Genomic DNA, 17,009 nt, shown 5'->3' with positions numbered 1-17,009 from the left:
CGCATAACGAAAATAAAGAAGAAGACTGGCTTTAAGATTCCAACATAGACCATAAGGAGATTGTTATTATGCCGATTATAAAAGATATTCAGCTTTTAGTTCCAGCGGATATGGATCAGAATTGGCTATTCTTTAATCAGACAAGGAGTATATCATTTTTGTACAGCCGTCTTCTGCCAAAACTGCAGGCGAAGGATGATAGAGGAATTCAGATCAACTGTGTAGAAAATCTGGAAAAAGTAAAGCAGTTGGATCCTTATGATCACATCATATTTAATTATTTTCCTGTATTTGTAGAGGTGGATGTTCAGGCGTTTTTAGAATTATCTGATAGGAAGAAGAAAGTTAAAACCTTAGAAATCGTTCACGAAGGGATGAAGCTTGCTGCTTGTGAATTTAACTGGGACACATCTCTTCTTGATGAAGTTTATGAGAAAGTCAAACAACTGGATTATCAGAATATCTATCCTCTTATAAAAAAAAGCAGCCCAAATAAGAAATATGTGGGCAGCATCGTATGTCATCATGAGGTGTCTACAATCGATGTATACATGGAAATCAAGAAAAGAAACGGTAAAGTTGTAGGCAAGGAGAAAATTTTCTCTTTGGAGAATACTGACGAACAAGACTTATTCAATGAATACTGGATCCTCGTATGGAAGCTCAACAATAAAATAGAGTTTGCTGATGATAGATTTAAAAACATATACCGCTTAACATTCCTTGAAAAAGATGAGCCAGATCAATTAGTGTGGAAGATAAAAAAAAATTAATATCAGGCACACAGTATAGTTAAAAATTCCCTTTAACTCTATTGAATTTTATTAATTACCCAAAGGATCTTAAACGGATAAAAAATATAATTCAGCCAGTATTAGCCTATTTGATTGTTTGTATAATAGTAATCTCAATTCCTGATTATCCAGGCTATAATTTCTTAGGATGGAAATTGTTTGTTGGACAAATATATGCAATTCCACTATTGATCGTTACGGCCATAGTTACCATTTTGATAAATAAAAAACGTATATAATTAATATTTTTAATAAAGTTACTGGGCATTGATCTGAGAAGGGTTGATGCTTTTTTCGTTGAAGCAGCTATGGAGAAACGGCAGTTAATCCAGTGAAGGAGAAGTAAATAATATAGATGGAGGCACTGAACTTGAGAGTTATTCAAAAAGAGTTTTACGTTCATGATTTACGTTATATTGTAAGGTCTGCAGTAGAGGAAGATGCGAAAAACTTGTCTGATCTAAGATTGCAGATAGATGGGGAAACAGAAAATTTAGATAGAGAAAAGGGAGAGGCGTACATAGATGAATCAGGATTTAAACAGATTATTAAAGATGATACAGAGAGGATGAATAACCTATTTTTAGTAGCAGAAGTAAATGGAAGCATCGTAGGTTTTTCAAGATGTGAAGGGGGGAAATTAAAAAGAATTTCCCATAAAGCAGAATTTGGAGTCGGTATATTAAAAGAATATTGGGGATATGGCATAGGAAAAAACCTTTTAAAAGAATCTGTCTATTGGGCAGACTCTAATGAAATCAGGAAAATAACGCTGAATGTTCTGGAGATCAATGAAAAAGCTATAAAACTTTATAAGGACTTTGGTTTTGAAGTAGAAGGGGTCTTGAAAAAAGACAAAATATTATCTGATGGAAATTATTATAATACTATATTGATGGGGAGGTTTAATGGGTAAGTTCAATTGCATTGTAATCAAAATTAATAGTGAGAAACGAATAATAAGAACCTGCATAAGTGAGCACGAAATGTCGGGCAGCAACAGTCTTCCCCTGTTAATCTATTGATAAAGGAGGTCACCCGAATGGATTTGCTTAAGAACATGAATAGAGCGATTCAGTACATTGAAGAAAACCTTACTGATGATATTGACATTAAAGAAGTTGCAAGGCTGTCTTTATGCTCAGAATATCATTTTAAAAGGATGTTTTCATTCCTTGCAGGTATTTCGCTATCAGAATACATCCGCCGCAGACGGCTTACACTTGCAGCATTTGAGCTTATAGACAGCGGCGTAAAGGTCATTGATATTGCAATGAAATACAGATACAGCTCACCAGATTCTTTTGCACGGGCTTTTCAAAATTTGCATGGAATCACACCTTCAGAAGCCAGAAATAGCGGCCATTCACTTAAAGCTTTCCCACGGATGACCTTCCAGTTATCAATTAAAGGAGGAAGTGAAATGAACTACCGAATAGAAGAAAAAGAGGCATTTCGCATTGTTGGTATTAAGAAAAGAGTTCATGTTCAATTTAATGGGGTTAATCCAGAGATTGCTTCTATGTGGCGAAGTTTAGATATTGAAACGATCAATAAGCTAAAAAAACTTTCTAATGTGGAGCCTATTGGGCTAATTAGCGCCTCCACGAACTTTTCTGAAGGGAGGATGGAGGAAAAAGGGGAGCTTGATCACTATATTGGCGCAGCAACAACTATGGAATGTCCAGATAACCTGTCACAGCTTGAAGTTCCAGCCTCAACATGGGCTGTATTTGATGCAATCGGGCCATTTCCTGATAGGCTGCAAGAAGTATGGGGACGAATTTATTCCGAATGGTTTCCATCCTCAAATTATGAACAACTAGAAGGTCCGGAAATCCTGTGGAATGAAAATAAAGATACAAGTTCACCCGCGTTTAAAAGTGAAATATGGATACCGATTTTAAAAATGTAATCCCGTTTATCTCTGGTGATTATAGGTTTCTTTTTAACAAGAAAAAGGCGCCATTCTTTAATAAGAAGGCGTCTTTTGAACTGGAACAAGAATTATGTTTATGGGAGAGAATACAAGAATGATTAAGGCAGTCATCTTTGATTTAGATGGAACGTTGTTAAATCGGGATGCCTCAGTACAGAAGTTTATATCCGGCCAATACGATAGAATGAATAAACTGATAGGTCATATACCAAAAGAAAAATATACTTCCAGGTTTATAGAATTAGATTGCAGGGGGTATGTTTGGAAAGATAAAGTATATCAGCAATTGGTCGATGAGCTTACCATTACTGCAATCACTTGGGAGAGTTTACTTCAAGATTACTTAAATCAATTTAAGAATAGCTGTATCCCTTTTCCCAATCTAATCAGTATGTTAAAAGGGTTAAAAAGCAAGTCCATTAAATTAGGAATCATAACAAACGGAAAAGGCCAGTTCCAAATAGATAACATAAACGCATTGGGTTTAAAACGTATTTTGAAACGATCATTGTTTCGGAATGGGAAGGTGTAAAAAAACAGCTTTAGATTGTTTATCCATTTTATATAGGTTTTCTCTCCGCTTTCAACCTCAATTACAGGACCTGGATAGGAGTTTTCATAATACCACAGAGTGGAAGGATTTAATTCGCGGTGAAGAGATAGTCTGCATTCGGTCATTCTCACTTTATAATACGTAAAGCTGTTTCCTTTTTGATGAGGCCTCAGCAGCGGAATAATGGGAAAGGCATCTGTAAACTTAGAAAGATCAGGAGTTTTATGTGTCATCAGCAGTCTTCTCCATTTCATTTCTCACGATACATTCAGTCTATTCAGAAACCCTGCCGGCAATTTGTAAATATAAAAAAAGAACAGCTGCATGCTGTTCTTTTAACGGTTAAATGAATGCTCTTTTTTCTTCGCCTGTTCTTCGATGCTGATTTCAATCCTGCAGCCGTGCTCTCCTTTTTCATTAAGAAGTATTTCAAGAACTTTTGCTGTGAGCTGAAAAGATTCTTTCATATAGCCAGCTAATTTTTTGCTTTGGGCAGCGCCAATGAAGCCCAGATAGTTTTGGCCCGTGGTATACACATGAAACCGATCTGTTTCCTCTTCTTTTTTTAACAGCAAAGTTTCGTTTTGAGTAATATGGGGCAGATATGCCTGCGGATTCATCCCGTCTGCCCTTTTTTGTTTTACACCGGAAAGTAAACATTTAATCGACTTTGACTTTGGTGCAGAAGCATGTTTTGTTAAAGCGATATTCAAGTAGGATGTGCCTTCGTAATTCGAGCACTTCAGCAGCTGGTGAAGCTGTTTTACATCATCCAGTGCACGATGAGTCTGCACAGCTGCAAGCTTGTGGTTATGTAATAGGCTGATTAACTTGGCACTTTGATATCCGTATTTCTTCCACGGAATATTTCTGGCAGAGCAGTACCATTTCTTCGAATGAAGCTCAGGGTACATTTTAGCGGTGAAGCTCCGGTCAAATGAAGCATTATGAGCAATAATAAAATCAGCCTGATGGATCGCTGACTTGATCTTTGTATCATCGAACATTTTGCCCTTAACATCTTCAAAAGGAATCGAATGAATCCGAAAGGCAAATTCATAGTTTTTTCTGGCTGAAAGAGACAAAGGCTCTCTTAAAAAAGAGTGCTCTTCAAGCGTTTCTAAAAAGACATCTGTATCTGTATCATAACGGAACAGCAGGAAACCAATTTCAATCATTTCATCCTGAATGGGCGATAAGCCTGTTGTTTCCACATCGAGAATCATACCGGTAAGAATCATTCAATTTTTCCCCCTTTCTACTAATCTACCATCTACCACTGGACCGAAACAACTTTAAGAATCATTTGACTCTGGAGTATTTGCACATTACAATGTGTAGTGTGAGGTGTTGTCATTGTGAAAATCCAGCATTTTAAATTTAATGAAAAAGGCTTAAATCGGTTTTTTGGCCCGTTAGAGGCTAAGATAATGAATATCCTTTGGAATTCATCTGAGATGTCGATAAAAGACGTTCAGCAGAAGCTTGAAAAAGAGAAAAAAATGAGCTTTAACACGGTGATGACAGTCATGAACCGCCTTGTTGAAAAGGGTGTCCTAACGAAGCGGTTGGAGGGCAGAGGATCACTGTTCCGTCCAGTCCTGACTAAAGAAGAGTTTCTTTGTGCACAATCCAAAGAGCTGACAAACGGACTGATTGACGAGTTTGGACAAATAGTCGTAAGCCATATGATTGACAGCATTGATGAAGCAGATGAGAGCTTGATTGCAAAGCTTGAGCAAAAAATAAAAGAAATGAAAAAGGAAAAATAGAATGTGGGAAAAAAGATCAAAACAAGTATTTTTAGCTTGTGTGTCCATCTCAATGATTCTGCTTATTCAAATGACGATCTATCTTTTTCGAAAATTGCTCGGCCTGCCGATTGAGTTTAATCTGATTCAATTGTGCAGCACAGCCCTTCAGTCCTTGGGGTTTACGTCGCTTGAATATTTACTTGAAGTGATAATTTATGCGACCGTATCCATGACAGTTTACAAGATTATAAAACAGCTTTACCTCTCTCATACCATTCATAAAAAAATGGCTAAACGAATGAACAGATCTTTAACGTTTCGATACAACCGGCAATTCTCTCTGTCAAAAGAGACTATCCAGGTGATTGACGAGGATGCTGTTCTGTCATTGACGATGGGGTTTTTTCGTCCGAAAATCATTCTTTCTACCGGACTATTGAATTTGCTTGATGAAGGAGAAAGACGCGCAGTTCTTTTGCATGAAATTTATCATCAAAAAAACAGGGATCCTTTGAAGCTTTTTGTATTATCGGTGTGCTCATCTGTGATGTGGTATATTCCGATTCTCGGCTGGTTTTATCAAAAATACAGAATGATCCGCGAACTGCTGGCAGATCATTATGCCATCAGCAGACTTCAATCTTCAGCAGATTTAGGAAGTGCGCTGCTTAAAATCTTGAAAAAAAATCAAAAAAAGAAGCTTCTATCATTCTCGTATGCACCATTTGCAGATACAGCGATTAATCTTAGAATCCAAAAAATTATTGATCCATTCGCAGAGACACCGTTAGATCTGCCGTTAAAAAAGGCCGCGGTCTCAATGCTTGTATTCTTCATGCTGCTGATGATGTTTTTGATCGAGCTGTCCTAAAAATTTTTAAGGAATTAAACTACGATATGTAGTGTAAAATAAAAAGGAGTGTTTTACATATGACAAAGAATGCAGAACTTGGCGGTCTGATTGTACGCATCGCATTAGGATTTATTTTTTTCGTGCACGGCTTAACGAAATTTCAGGGAGGAGTCGAAAATACAGCAGGATTTTTCGACAGTATAGGAGTATCTGGTTTTCTGGCTTATCCTGTGGCCATAATAGAGGCAGCCGGAGGAATTCTCTTAATGCTTGGACTTGGTACACGAATTATTTCTGCGCTCTTTGGGCTGATTATGCTTGGAGCCATCTTTACAGCTAAGCTTGGCAGCGGTTTTATAGGCGGATACGAGCTGGATGTGGCATTACTTGCTATGTCAATTTGTCTTGTTTTGAGCGGAAGTAAATTTCTTTCACTGGAACAGGTAATCTTTAAAGATAAAGACTAAAAAAAGGACGTGCTCAACGTCTTTTTTTTAATTCTTGTTATATAAAAACTTTAAAGCGTGCTTCAGCTGCCCGAATGTGGCAAGATTGCCGAAGTCGATGCCCAGCTGAATCGGTCCTAAAAAGGGTTTTTGGACAAATTCCTTTACTTTTCTTTAACCGCATTCGGCATTCAATTATCAGCGTGGCTGCTTGCTGAATATACAGATTTGATGGAGTATACCCGGTACAGCTGGCTGCTTACTTATACCGTTAATTTTATGATCCTGGTGATTATCCGGATTTTTTACGTTTGGTTTCAGAAGGGATTTACCTATGCCAGAGGATAAAAAGAGGAGAACCGGCCAAGAAGGCCGGTTCTTTTTCATTTGAAAAATTGAGGCAGATGCTCTTTATGAGCTTCAAGCATTTCATCAAGTATTTTTTTACCTGTTGCATCGGAAGCGACTAGTGGATTAATCGTCATTGCGAGCAAAGCTGTACTGTAATTTCCGGTAACAGCGGCCTCTGCTGCGACACGTTCAAACGATTTTATTTGCTGAACAAGACCGCGGACAGCAACAGGCAGATCACCAATGGCAAGCGGCTTAGGACCATCCTTTGTGATGACAGAGCTGATTTCAATTGCAGAATCATGGGGAAGACTTGCAATCGCCCCATTATTCATTGTATTAACTGGCTGAATGTCCCGTTTGTCTGTATAGATGGAGTGAATCAGCCGTACAGCAGCATCACTGTAATAAGCACCGCCGCGTTTTTCGAGCTGTGGAGGTTTAATCGCAAGCTCCTCATTTTGATAGAGTTCAAACAGCTCATCCTCGAGCTTTTTCACAACTTCTGCACGTGTGCCGGAGGTTTCCGCATTTTTCATCTCTTTTTCAACCATTTCCCTCGTTTTGTAATAATACTGGTGGTAAGGGCAAGGGAATACATTCAGGGCTTTTAAAAATTCAGGCTCCCATCCGAGCGCAACGATATTCTGCATCGTGACGGATTGCTCTGGATGCGTAATAAGATCAATCACTTTCTGTTTAACGCTTACCCCGTCTAAATACACATCAAGTCCATATACCATGTGATTTAAGCCCGCAAAATCAATCCGGATCTGGCTATGCTCCACATTCAATAGCTTTGCCGCACCCATTTCCATGCCGATCGGCACATTGCATAGACCAACAACCTTGCGGATATTGCTGTATCTCAGGACGGCCTCCGTTACCATTCCGGCTGGATTTGTAAAATTGATCAGCCAGGCATCGGGGCAAAGGGTTTCCATTTCCCTGCAGATGCTGAGGATAACAGGAATGGTGCGCAAACCTTTAAACAAGCCTCCAGGACCATTTGTTTCTTGGCCTAGAACCCCATATTTAAGGGGAATACGTTCATCTTTTGCCCGTGCTTCCAAAAGTCCTACACGAAATTGAGTGGTAACAAAATCTGCGTTTTCCAATGCTTCGCGCCTATTAAGTGTCATCTGAATGGAAATTGGCACATTTGCTTTTTCGACCATTCGTTTAGCGAGGCTACCTACGATCTCTAATTTTCTTTTTCCCTCTGGAACATCTGCAAGCCATATCTCTGATACGGGAAGTTCATCATAGCGTTTAATAAACCCCTCAATCAGCTCAGGCGTATAGGATGAACCGCCGCCAATCGTTGCGATCTTTAATCCTTTTTTATTCGTCATGCTTACACCTTCTTTGTCCGCTGATAAATTTCAACGATTTCTATGGCAAGATCTTTGACAGTCATGGCTGTCATTAAATGATCCTGTGCATGGACAAGGATGATAGGAAGGTCGTACTTTTCACCGCCGGCTTCTTTTTGAATCAGCTCTGTTTGGAACCGGTGAGCTTTAACGAACTCCTTATCGGCTTCTTCAAGTTTTTCAATAGCGAGTTCAAAGTTTCCTTTTTTGGATGCTTGTATCGCTTCCATCGCAAGGCTTCTTGCATTGCCGCTATGGGCGATCAGATGGAAGGAAAGCTCATATAGCTGTTCTTTATTCATAGATTCCCTCCATTATGAAGCAGCTTGATTTTCTTCGCTGAATTTCTGTTTATCCCACATGCGGAAGAAAGGATAATAGATAAAGAAGGCAATTACCATATTAATCAGCTGCATAATGAGCCCCGAGATTTTTCCGCCAGTTGCCAAGTACCCGCCAAAGAGTGGAGGCATTGTCCATGGAACACCGATTCCAGCTGGTTTAGCGACAAGTCCAGTCGTCATGCAAATGTAGGTTGCGATTGTAATCGCAATAGGTGTTAAGATAAATGGAATGATCAGCAGGGGATTCATGACAATCGGCATTCCAAACGTGACCGGCTCATTAATATTGAACACACCCGGTCCTATAGACAGCCGCCCAAGCTGTTTCATTTGCTGGCTTTTTGCAAGGAAGAGCATACAGAAGACCAGTGACAGCGTGGCCCCCGATCCGCCAATATAGATGAATAGGTCAAAGAACTGCTGAGTGAAAATATTTGGCAGAGCTTCTCCTGCTTGAAAGGCAACCCTGTTTTCATCCATAGAAGTCAGCCAGATCGGCCCCATGACTCCGCCGACGATACTTGCTCCGTGAAGTCCTGTAGACCAGAGAAGCTGAATCAGGATAACGGCGACAAGACTTCCGATCAAACTTCCTCCAAGGACGCCGAGCGGTTTACCAAGAAGGATGCCGACTACATTATGAAGACTTTCAAATGACGTATTTTCAACGAGTAACCGCAAAAGCCAGACAGATGTAAGAATAAAGAATCCAGGGATGAGCGCGGTAAACGAACGGCTTACTGCCGGCGGTACACCGTCAGGCATTTTGATTACAAGGTTTTTCTGAATAACGAACCTGAATATTTCAGTTGATAGGATGGCAAGAAGCATCGCAACAAACAGTCCTTTGCTTCCCATTAAAGCGGCAGGAATGGCGCCGCCGACCATAACAGCTTCTGATGCACCTTCTGCTAGAAACGGAACTTGGTAGGGAGTGGCCAAGAGGAATGCTGCAACAGAAACCGCACCAGCTGTAAGGGCATCAACACCATATGTTTCAGCAAGGCGATAGGCAATCCCGAAAGATGCAATCAGCGCCATAATGTCAAATGTGGCCCCGACTGGATAGAGAAGCTTTGTCAGCCATTGGTCCCCAAACACGCTTGCCATAAATTCCGGATACCCTTTGATCGGAAGAAATCCGAGTATTAAAAACACAGAACCGATAATAATGAGCGGCATTGTAAGAATAATACCGTCCCTTAAAGCCTGCAGATGCCGCTGCCCCGCAACCTTTGCGGCTGCCGCCATAAATTTTTCCTCAAAGAAGCGATTGACCTTTCCCATTCTAGTCACCCCTTAGCTGAATTAATAAGTCCTAACGCAAAATTTAGAACTTCCTTACCATTGCATGTTCCATAATGAAGCATATTGATGGAATCAACCGGAATTCCGCGTTCCTGCCCCTTTGTCTTTAATTGCGGCAGCAAATAGCGGACTTGCGGTCCGACGAGCAGGACATCCGCCTGATCCAAATGCTTGTTCACTTCACTGGCGCCAACAGCCCATATCCTGCAATCAAGTGCTTGCTCCTTCGCGCTTGCCTCCATTTTAGAAACAAGCAGGCTTGTTGACATCCCAGCAGCACAGCATAGTAAAATATTCACTTAAACAGCCCCTCCTTTTGTAAGCGATTTCATAAGTTGTTCAAAAAAATAAACGAGCTTAATAATAGGTATGGAGAATTTTTCGAAATATGTATGAGCTGGTTGCGGGAAAATAGAAAAATAAAGGCGGACAGGCTGAATTTGGAAAAGGGGTGCGGAGCACCGAAATGAGTGGTTTCAGGGTAAATCTGATAAACTCTCGATTTACGCTGATAAAACTTGAAAATAGACTGATAAACATTTAATAGGCACAGACTGTTGGGCAGATAAGCAGCGATAACAGCACAAAAAAGAAAAGAGCCCCCGCAGGAGAGCTCTTTACAGATCAACATCCTTATTTTTGCCGCTCTTGAAAATACCTCTGATGATCAAGAATGCAAGAATGAGTCCAATATAAATCAAGAACATGGCAACAAAACCCCAAAGTCCAACTATAGCATCTATAAATTCCATGTTTCCTCTATTAGTCAGGGCCTGCTGTATTTCTATTCCAAATACGAGAACAAACATAAATGTCAGTGTATATAAGAATGAGAGAGCAGTAATGCCAAATGGCAGCTTTGACAGCCATTTGGATAATAGATAAACGAACACAAATACGCCCATTCCGATGATGCCCATAATCCAAAAATGCAGGTCTTTATCTGTCACGTTCAGTCCAAGCGTCTGGTAGGCAGCCGCATTGATCATATCGTGTATATTATTAACGATTTCAGCTATAAGCTTAATAAAATCTTTCAGAATCATTCACTCATTTCTATTAAGGTGATGATTCTATTATACCTCACTAAGTCAATGCCGCTCTTTTCAGCAGGCGATGAATGGAGCGGTTTGCTTCTCTTAATATGAGTTCCTTATTCATTGTTTTCATGATGCCGTTTTCCATCACGATTTTTCCATTGATGATTGTTGTCTCAACATCTCCTCGTCCGGCAGAGTAAACAATTCTTGAAATAGGATCTGCTTCTGAAGGGTATGTATGGAACTGATTGAGATTCAGAATGACCATATCTGCTTTTTTCCCAATCTCAAGGCTGCCGATTTCATTTTCTAAGCCAGCGGCCTTTGCTCCGCCAATCGTCGCCATCTGAAAAACCGTTTTCGCATCCATGGCTGCAGGGCCATGAATCGGCTTTTGAAGAAGGGCAGCAAGCCTCATTTCATTAAACATATCCAGGTTATTATTGCAGGGAGCTCCATCAGCTCCAAGACTTAAACTCACATTCATATCGAGAAGTTCCTTTGTATCTGCTATACCGGAAGCGAGTTTAAGATTTGAACCGGGACAATGGCTTACATGTATGCCGCGTTCTTTAATAATCCGCTTCTCATTCTCATCAAGCCAGACGCAGTGGGCAAGAATCAGGCGTTCATTCGCAAGTCCGAGATGATCTAAATAGACGATGTTTCTCATGCCTGTTTCTTCAAGCACGACCTTAATTTCTGCTTGATTTTCAGAAGCATGAGTATGTACTTTCACATCATGTTCAATCGATAGCTCTCTTACTTCCTTTAACAGCTGTTCAGTGCAGGAAATGACAAACCTTGGAGAAAAAGCATAACGGATCCTGCCGTTATCATATAAATTCCATTTCAACAGCAAATCAACACTTTCCTGGATAGAGGACTCCGTTTTCTCTCTAAGTCCTGCAGGCACGTCAAATCCTTTATCCATCATGACTTTGCCTGATAACGCCCGGATTCCGCTTGCGGCAATGGCCTGAAAAGCAAAATCGGTATGGTGTACGGTTTCCATATCAACGATGGTGGTGGTACCGCTTTGAATCAATTCCCCAATTCCAAGCATCGCAGAATAATAGACAGATTCCCCGTCGTGGGATGCTTCAAGTGGCCAAATTCTTTTTTTCAGCCAATCCAATAATTCAAGATCATCTCCTCTGCCGCGGAAGAGCGTCTGGCATAAGTGAATATGTGTTTGAACAAATCCAGGAATAATGGTCCGGTTGGCAGCATCAATGACCTTTTCAGCAGGGTTCTGCAGATTTGGTCCAATCGCAGCAATCAGATCATTCTTTATGAAAATATCTCCTGTAAAAATATCATTCTGTTCATTCATCGAAATGATTTGTGCATTTTTTATAAGAAGAGAGCCCATAGAAAACCTCCGCCTAAAAGTGATATGAATCATTATATGCAACCTTCTGATTGAGAATTTTATAAAATATGAGGTTATAAAAAGTTAATATAGGAATATAGTGAAAATACGAATCAACGCTTTAACGTTTTAAAACGTTGTAGATTTAAGGGGGATTTCCAAGTAAAATAAATAAAATAGGATTTTTATCAGAAAGGGATGGAGAACTGTGAGATATACAAAAAAAGAGTCAAATGAATTGATTGCAGCTGCTTTTCACCTTTTAAGGAACAGAAAAGTAGCTACTCCTAAACAAATTGCAGATGATCTGGAAGCACAAACAGGCAAACGGGTATCGTCTCCCTCCGCATTTATGGTAAAGGTTATCGAACGCTATCCTTCTGTCGTAAAACCAAGAAGAGGGGTTTATATGATCAGGGAAGGATAAATTTTTTTCTGATTTTCTCTTATTCTACTATAGAAAAATCATAAACACTCCAATTGTGTGAGAAAATGTAACAGACTATTTTATACGTAAAAAAGAACCTCTGATCGATCAGGGGTTCCATTTTTTTATATGAAAAGCAAGTAAATAGGTTTGCTCATTCGTGTCTTGCTTTAGCGCCTAGCTCACCGGTCAGAACGGCTCCTCCAATAAATTCAAAACCGGACTTTTCCGTCGGATCCTTATCTGGCTTTCGGAGCTTCCGCTTTTTTTAAGAAAGAAATTCATTCGGATTCAATCCGAGTTCATTGCAGATATCAGCTACCACTCTTTGTTCATTGTGGTCGAAATGACCATCAGCAAAGCCAATTGCGATGCAGTAGCGTGCAACAAGTCTTGCAATTTCAGGCTTTGATCTGACTTTGCCAAGTGCTTTAAATGCTTCAGCACGGCCGATCATAGGATCCCTTTCAATTCGCTGTACATATAGATTGAACTGCTGAATGACTTTATTTGTATCAAAAACGCGCAATTCCTCACTGTGATTCACAAATTCCATCATTTTTTGGCGTTCAGCCGGATCTAATCTGCCATCTGCCATTCCTACTAGTGCGCATGCGGAAACAACAGCTTCAAGCACGTCCTGGCTCTTGTACTTCTGGAACAATTCCATTGCTTTTCTTTTTTGCTGGTTGGCCCAGTCTGCATAATCCGTCTGATTTGGAGACCAGGAATTTCCGCAGCTGTTGCATGTGAACTTCAGCTTTTTTTTTCCGATAAATCCTCCCAATAAACCGACAGGACCCAGAATTAAACCGCCGACAGCCGCTTTTCCAAGACCAAATCCTTTTTCACCAGTCCGGACATTTGTTGAATGACAGCGGATACAGCTGATGTTTTCGCCGCTGTATGTATGTGATCCTTGAGCAGGAGGCTGAGAATAAGATTGGTTTGTTTGACCATATGCAGGTTGACCAAATGATGGATTTTGCTGATTATAGGACGGACTCTGCTGTCCAAAAGCCTGATTCTGCTGCCCGTATACTGGTGAAGGCTGAGAGTATGAAGGCTGAGTCTGGTTTTGCTGAAATCCTTGTGAATGAATTCCTGCCGCCGGTGCAGGCTCATCATCAACAGATACTCCGAAATTGCGGCACAATGCTGCAAGGCCGCCCTGGAAGCCGCTTGCAATCGCATTGAATTTCCATTCGCCGTTATGTCGATAAAGCTCTGCTGCCACAATCGCTGTTTCAACAGTGAAGTCTCTGCCAAGATTAAATCGGATGAGCTCTTCATTATTAAGAGGATTAAAGATTCGCACATATGCATTTTGGACTTGTCCGAAGTTTTGCTGCTTCATTTGTGCATCATGAATGGTTATCGTAAAGGCAATGCGGTGGATGGACTGAGGAACAGCCGTTAAATGAATCTGAATTTGTTCATCATCCTGATGTCCTGCGCCTGTGCGATTATCACCAGTGTATAGAATCGAGCTATTTCCGCCGTTCGGATTATTATAAAAAACGAAGTCAAGATCACTGTTTACTTTGCCGGATTGTCCCAGCAAAAACGCCGAAGCATCGAGATCGTATGCAGACCCATGCTGGCTCACATCCCATCCTAATCCTACAATGACATTCTGAAGACCAGGATTGGTTTTTGTTAAATCAACTTTTTGACCTTTGCTGAGCGTAACACCCATTCAATTGTTCACTCCTTAGGTAAATTTTATCATAAAATTATTTCAAAAATATGTAAAAATAGTAAATTCCTTTACTAATTAAATACTAAGTCTTTTAAACTATTTTTTCAATGATTAGCTGTTATTTCTTTAATGGATAGGATTTGTGGCAAGTGCCTGAAGCTTGATGGTAAAATACTTTATACAGAAACATTTTCAGGGAGGGGATTTAGCTTGAAAAAAAGAGTTGTTGTAACAGGTCTTGGAGCCGTCACTCCGGTTGGAGATACAGCGGAAGAAAGCTTTGATCGCATTATAAAAGGGATAAGCGGAATTGGACCCTTATCTCATATTGATTCTAGTATTTATAACGTGAAAGTTGCTGCAGAAGTAAAAGATTTTAAACCCGAAGAGTATATGGATATGAAAGAAGCACGAAGAATGGGCAGGTTTACACAGCTGGCTGTAGCTGCAAGCAAAATGGCTGTTAAAGATGCAGAACTTACAATTGATGAAAACAATGCAGAGAGAGTCGGAGTCTGGATTGGTTCAGGCATCGGAGGTTTAGGAGAGTTTGAAGAGCAGCACATTAAATTTCTGGACAAAGGTGTAAGACGGGTAAGCCCCTTTATTATTCCAATGCTGATTCCTGACCTTGCAGCAGGGAGAGTTTCTATTGAGCTTGGTGCAAAAGGAATCAACTCTTGTACAGTAACGGCCTGTGCGAGCGGGGCAAATTCAATTGGCGATGCTTTTAAAGTGATACAGCGGGGAGATGCTGATGTCATGATTACCGGCGGAACAGAAGCCGCGATTACTCCAATGACGGTTGCCGGATTTTCAAATATGACAGCCTTGTCTACAAATCCTGATCCTCAAACAGCCTCAAGGCCTTTTGATAAAAACAGAAATGGATTTGTCATCGGAGAGGGGGCAGGCATTTTAATACTTGAAGAGCTTCAGCACGCATTGGCAAGGGGGGCGGAGATCTATGGAGAAATTGCCGGGTATGGGGCAACAGGTGATGCTTTCCATATCACAACACCTGCACCAGAAGGCGAAGGCGGTCAGCGTTCGATGATAATGGCGCTGCAGGATGCAGAATTAAAGCCTGAAGATGTTGATTATATTAATGCTCATGGCACAAGCACTCATTATAACGATCTTTACGAAACACAGGCTATCAAAGCCGTCTTCGGCAGTCATGCCTATAAGCTCCCGATTTCCTCAACAAAGTCCATGACAGGTCACCTGCTGGGTGCAGCAGGTGCAATAGAAGCTATTTTTTCTGTAATGGCTATTAGAGATAAGGTGATTCCGCCTACAATTAATTATGAGACAGCCGATCCTGAACTTGATTTGGATTACGTTCCGAATGAAGCAAGAAATCAGGAGCTGAACGCTGTTTTAAGCAATTCACTTGGATTTGGCGGTCATAATGCGACGCTGATTTTTAAAAAATATAATTAGAAGAAAGCCGGCTGATGAGCCGGCTTTAAATATGCAATTTATCAAGTGATTTTCGTATTATATCAATGGATACAAGCCATATATCTCCCTATTTTCCCTATTTATCTTCCATTTTTAGAAATTTCTCCACACTAAAGCAAACTCTTGTGAATCCAAATTGCGGCCTGACAGCCGTCTCCCATGGCAATCGTAACCTGTTCGGAATGAACTCCGACATCTCCTGCAGCCCAGACATGCTTGACACTTGTCTCTTTAGTCCTTGGATTCACCACCACATGCTTGTTCTCCAGTCTTTCTGCTCCGAGCATTCCTGCCAATTCAGAATGAACAGTATTGCCTCCAAACGCAGCAAATGCACGGTCACCGTATATCTTTCTTCCATCAGAGAGCTGAACACCTGTAAACGCAGAAGTTCCATTTACTAACACAGAATCAATAGCTTCATCCACGCAGCCAATTCCTTTTTCACGCAATTTCATTTTTATATCCTCAGGCAAATACTCTTTTTCATGATTGATATAGGTAAGATCTTTTGTCCAATATGTAAGAGTGAGAGCCATATTTGCTCCAGAAGTCCCTGATCCGAGCACCAAGGTTTTTTTTTCCTGCACCTCATAGCCGTCACAGTCAGGGCAAACATAAATACTTATCCCAAGACAAGGGTACAAATTAGGTATGTGAGGCAGGCGATCAGTTAAGCCGGTTGCAATTAAAATTCTCATCGCCTCATGCCTCTCACCATTTTCTGTCTTCACATGAAAGATAGAATCAGCTTTACTGACACTTGTTACATACCCATTTAAAAAATGAACACCTGACCGTTCTGCCTGAACTTTACCAAGCTCCCGAAGCGTTTTTCCGGATACGCCCTCAGGCCATCCTAAAATATTATGGTAGCACCTGCATAGAGAAGAACGGCCTGAACCTGAATCAATTACCAGTACCCTGCGATTATAGCGCCCAAGCTGTATAGCAGCCTGAAGACCTGCAATACCTGCGCCGATTATAATGCATTCGTATGTATTTTTCATTGATTAACACGCCTTTGTTGAAAAGATAGTGTTAGGATGTGTTAATTTTGGAATGTGATTCTTCAGATTCATTAGCAATGAAAACAAATTCCTTCATTTCTCAGAAAAAAGAAACATTTACCAAATACCAATGACCATTCAACCGACTTTTTCAGAAGGAGTTTTTATGGGTATAAAAACTTACAAACAGCCACAGTTGATAAAGCGCTTACAAAATAAAAACTTGTATCATATGTCACCTTTGCAGATTCCATTCTAAAGAACGCTTTT

19 protein-coding genes and 2 pseudogenes are annotated in these 17,009 nt (G+C 40.5%); 11 read left to right on the top strand and 10 right to left on the bottom strand.

Features of this window, described 5'->3' with window-relative positions:
* Positions 1-68 precede the first annotated feature (68 nt).
* The 5 genes and pseudogenes from LIT25_22035 to LIT25_22015 all read left to right on the top strand — a co-directional run bounded on the left by LIT25_22035 (position 69) and on the right by LIT25_22015 (position 3,270).
* Entirely contained in the window at positions 69-773 is a 705-nt protein-coding gene (locus tag LIT25_22035) for a hypothetical protein (protein ID USK33184.1), read from the top strand.
* A gap of 77 nt (positions 774-850) precedes the next feature.
* The gene (locus LIT25_22030) at positions 851-1,033 is read left to right on the top strand and encodes a DUF4017 family protein (protein ID USK36373.1); all 183 of its coding nucleotides are present in this window, start codon (positions 851-853) and stop codon (positions 1,031-1,033) included.
* Between the two features lie 131 nt (positions 1,034-1,164).
* Positions 1,165-1,710: a GNAT family N-acetyltransferase gene (locus LIT25_22025; protein ID USK33183.1), complete on the top strand. Its 546-nt coding sequence runs from the start codon at positions 1,165-1,167 to the stop codon at positions 1,708-1,710.
* 126 nt (positions 1,711-1,836) lie between these two features.
* On the top strand, positions 1,837-2,709 hold the full coding sequence (locus tag LIT25_22020) for an AraC family transcriptional regulator (GenBank protein ID USK33182.1): 873 nt from the start codon (positions 1,837-1,839) through the stop codon (positions 2,707-2,709).
* 118 nt (positions 2,710-2,827) lie between these two features.
* Positions 2,828-3,270, top strand: a pseudogene (locus tag LIT25_22015) (HAD family hydrolase).
* 351 nt (positions 3,271-3,621) lie between these two features.
* Here the strand turns inward: LIT25_22015 and LIT25_22010 are convergent.
* Positions 3,622-4,527, bottom strand: a complete 906-nt coding sequence (locus LIT25_22010; protein ID USK33181.1) for a hypothetical protein — start codon at positions 4,525-4,527, stop codon at positions 3,622-3,624.
* 117 nt (positions 4,528-4,644) lie between these two features.
* Here LIT25_22010 and LIT25_22005 point away from each other — a divergent pair, with 117 nt between their 5' ends.
* The 4 genes from LIT25_22005 (at position 4,645) to LIT25_21990 (ending at position 6,687) form a co-directional block, all read left to right on the top strand.
* On the top strand, positions 4,645-5,058 hold the full coding sequence (locus LIT25_22005; protein ID USK33180.1) for a BlaI/MecI/CopY family transcriptional regulator: 414 nt from the start codon (positions 4,645-4,647) through the stop codon (positions 5,056-5,058).
* A 1-nt stretch (position 5,059) separates the two neighbouring features.
* Positions 5,060-5,911 carry a M48 family metalloprotease gene (locus tag LIT25_22000; GenBank protein ID USK33179.1) on the top strand — a complete coding sequence of 284 codons (852 nt, stop codon included), beginning with the start codon at positions 5,060-5,062 and terminating at the stop codon, positions 5,909-5,911.
* A 59-nt stretch (positions 5,912-5,970) separates the two neighbouring features.
* Positions 5,971-6,360: a DoxX family protein gene (locus tag LIT25_21995; GenBank protein USK33178.1), complete on the top strand. Its 390-nt coding sequence runs from the start codon at positions 5,971-5,973 to the stop codon at positions 6,358-6,360.
* 129 nt (positions 6,361-6,489) lie between these two features.
* A complete protein-coding gene (locus LIT25_21990; GenBank protein USK33177.1) occupies positions 6,490-6,687 on the top strand; it encodes a hypothetical protein in 198 nt (65 codons plus the stop codon).
* Positions 6,688-6,722: 35 nt separating this feature from the next.
* Here the strand turns inward: LIT25_21990 and LIT25_21985 are convergent, their stop codons facing one another.
* The 6 genes from LIT25_21985 to LIT25_21960 all read right to left on the bottom strand — a co-directional run bounded on the left by LIT25_21985 (position 6,723) and on the right by LIT25_21960 (position 12,133).
* On the bottom strand, positions 6,723-8,045 hold the full coding sequence (locus LIT25_21985) for a 6-phospho-beta-glucosidase (protein USK33176.1): 1,323 nt from the start codon (positions 8,043-8,045) through the stop codon (positions 6,723-6,725).
* Positions 8,046-8,047: 2 nt separating this feature from the next.
* Positions 8,048-8,368, bottom strand: coding sequence for a PTS lactose/cellobiose transporter subunit IIA (locus LIT25_21980; protein ID USK33175.1), 321 nt, complete (start codon positions 8,366-8,368; stop codon positions 8,048-8,050).
* 12 nt (positions 8,369-8,380) lie between these two features.
* Complete coding sequence (celB, locus tag LIT25_21975) at positions 8,381-9,697, bottom strand: PTS cellobiose transporter subunit IIC (GenBank protein ID USK33174.1); 1,317 nt, start codon at positions 9,695-9,697, stop codon at positions 8,381-8,383.
* Positions 9,698-9,702: 5 nt separating this feature from the next.
* A complete protein-coding gene (locus LIT25_21970; protein ID USK33173.1) occupies positions 9,703-10,017 on the bottom strand; it encodes a PTS sugar transporter subunit IIB in 315 nt (104 codons plus the stop codon).
* A gap of 318 nt (positions 10,018-10,335) precedes the next feature.
* A complete protein-coding gene (locus LIT25_21965) occupies positions 10,336-10,764 on the bottom strand; it encodes a hypothetical protein (GenBank protein ID USK33172.1) in 429 nt (142 codons plus the stop codon).
* A gap of 40 nt (positions 10,765-10,804) precedes the next feature.
* Positions 10,805-12,133, bottom strand: a complete 1,329-nt coding sequence (locus LIT25_21960) for a 5'-deoxyadenosine deaminase (GenBank protein ID USK33171.1) — start codon at positions 12,131-12,133, stop codon at positions 10,805-10,807.
* Between the two features lie 208 nt (positions 12,134-12,341).
* Here LIT25_21960 and LIT25_21955 point away from each other — a divergent pair, with 208 nt between their 5' ends.
* Entirely contained in the window at positions 12,342-12,560 is a 219-nt protein-coding gene (locus LIT25_21955; protein USK33170.1) for a hypothetical protein, read from the top strand.
* 268 nt (positions 12,561-12,828) lie between these two features.
* Here the strand turns inward: LIT25_21955 and LIT25_21950 are convergent, their stop codons facing one another.
* Positions 12,829-13,230 carry a tellurite resistance TerB family protein gene (locus LIT25_21950; protein USK36372.1) on the bottom strand — a complete coding sequence of 134 codons (402 nt, stop codon included), beginning with the start codon at positions 13,228-13,230 and terminating at the stop codon, positions 12,829-12,831.
* A gap of 462 nt (positions 13,231-13,692) precedes the next feature.
* Positions 13,693-14,259 (bottom strand): annotated as a pseudogene (locus LIT25_21945) (TerD family protein).
* 213 nt (positions 14,260-14,472) lie between these two features.
* Between LIT25_21945 and fabF the strand changes: the two are divergent.
* Entirely contained in the window at positions 14,473-15,708 is a 1,236-nt protein-coding gene (gene fabF, locus LIT25_21940) for a beta-ketoacyl-ACP synthase II (protein USK33169.1), read from the top strand.
* A gap of 131 nt (positions 15,709-15,839) precedes the next feature.
* On the opposite strand, the gene LIT25_21935 is transcribed toward fabF, so the two are convergent.
* Positions 15,840-16,739: an NAD(P)/FAD-dependent oxidoreductase gene (locus tag LIT25_21935; GenBank protein ID USK33168.1), complete on the bottom strand. Its 900-nt coding sequence runs from the start codon at positions 16,737-16,739 to the stop codon at positions 15,840-15,842.
* Positions 16,740-17,009 lie beyond the last annotated feature (270 nt).

It is taken from the genome of Bacillus sp. F19, from assembly GCA_023823795.1.
Classification (GTDB): domain Bacteria; phylum Bacillota; class Bacilli; order Bacillales; family Bacillaceae; genus Bacillus_P.
This window is presented reverse-complemented; position numbering and strand designations above follow the sequence as displayed.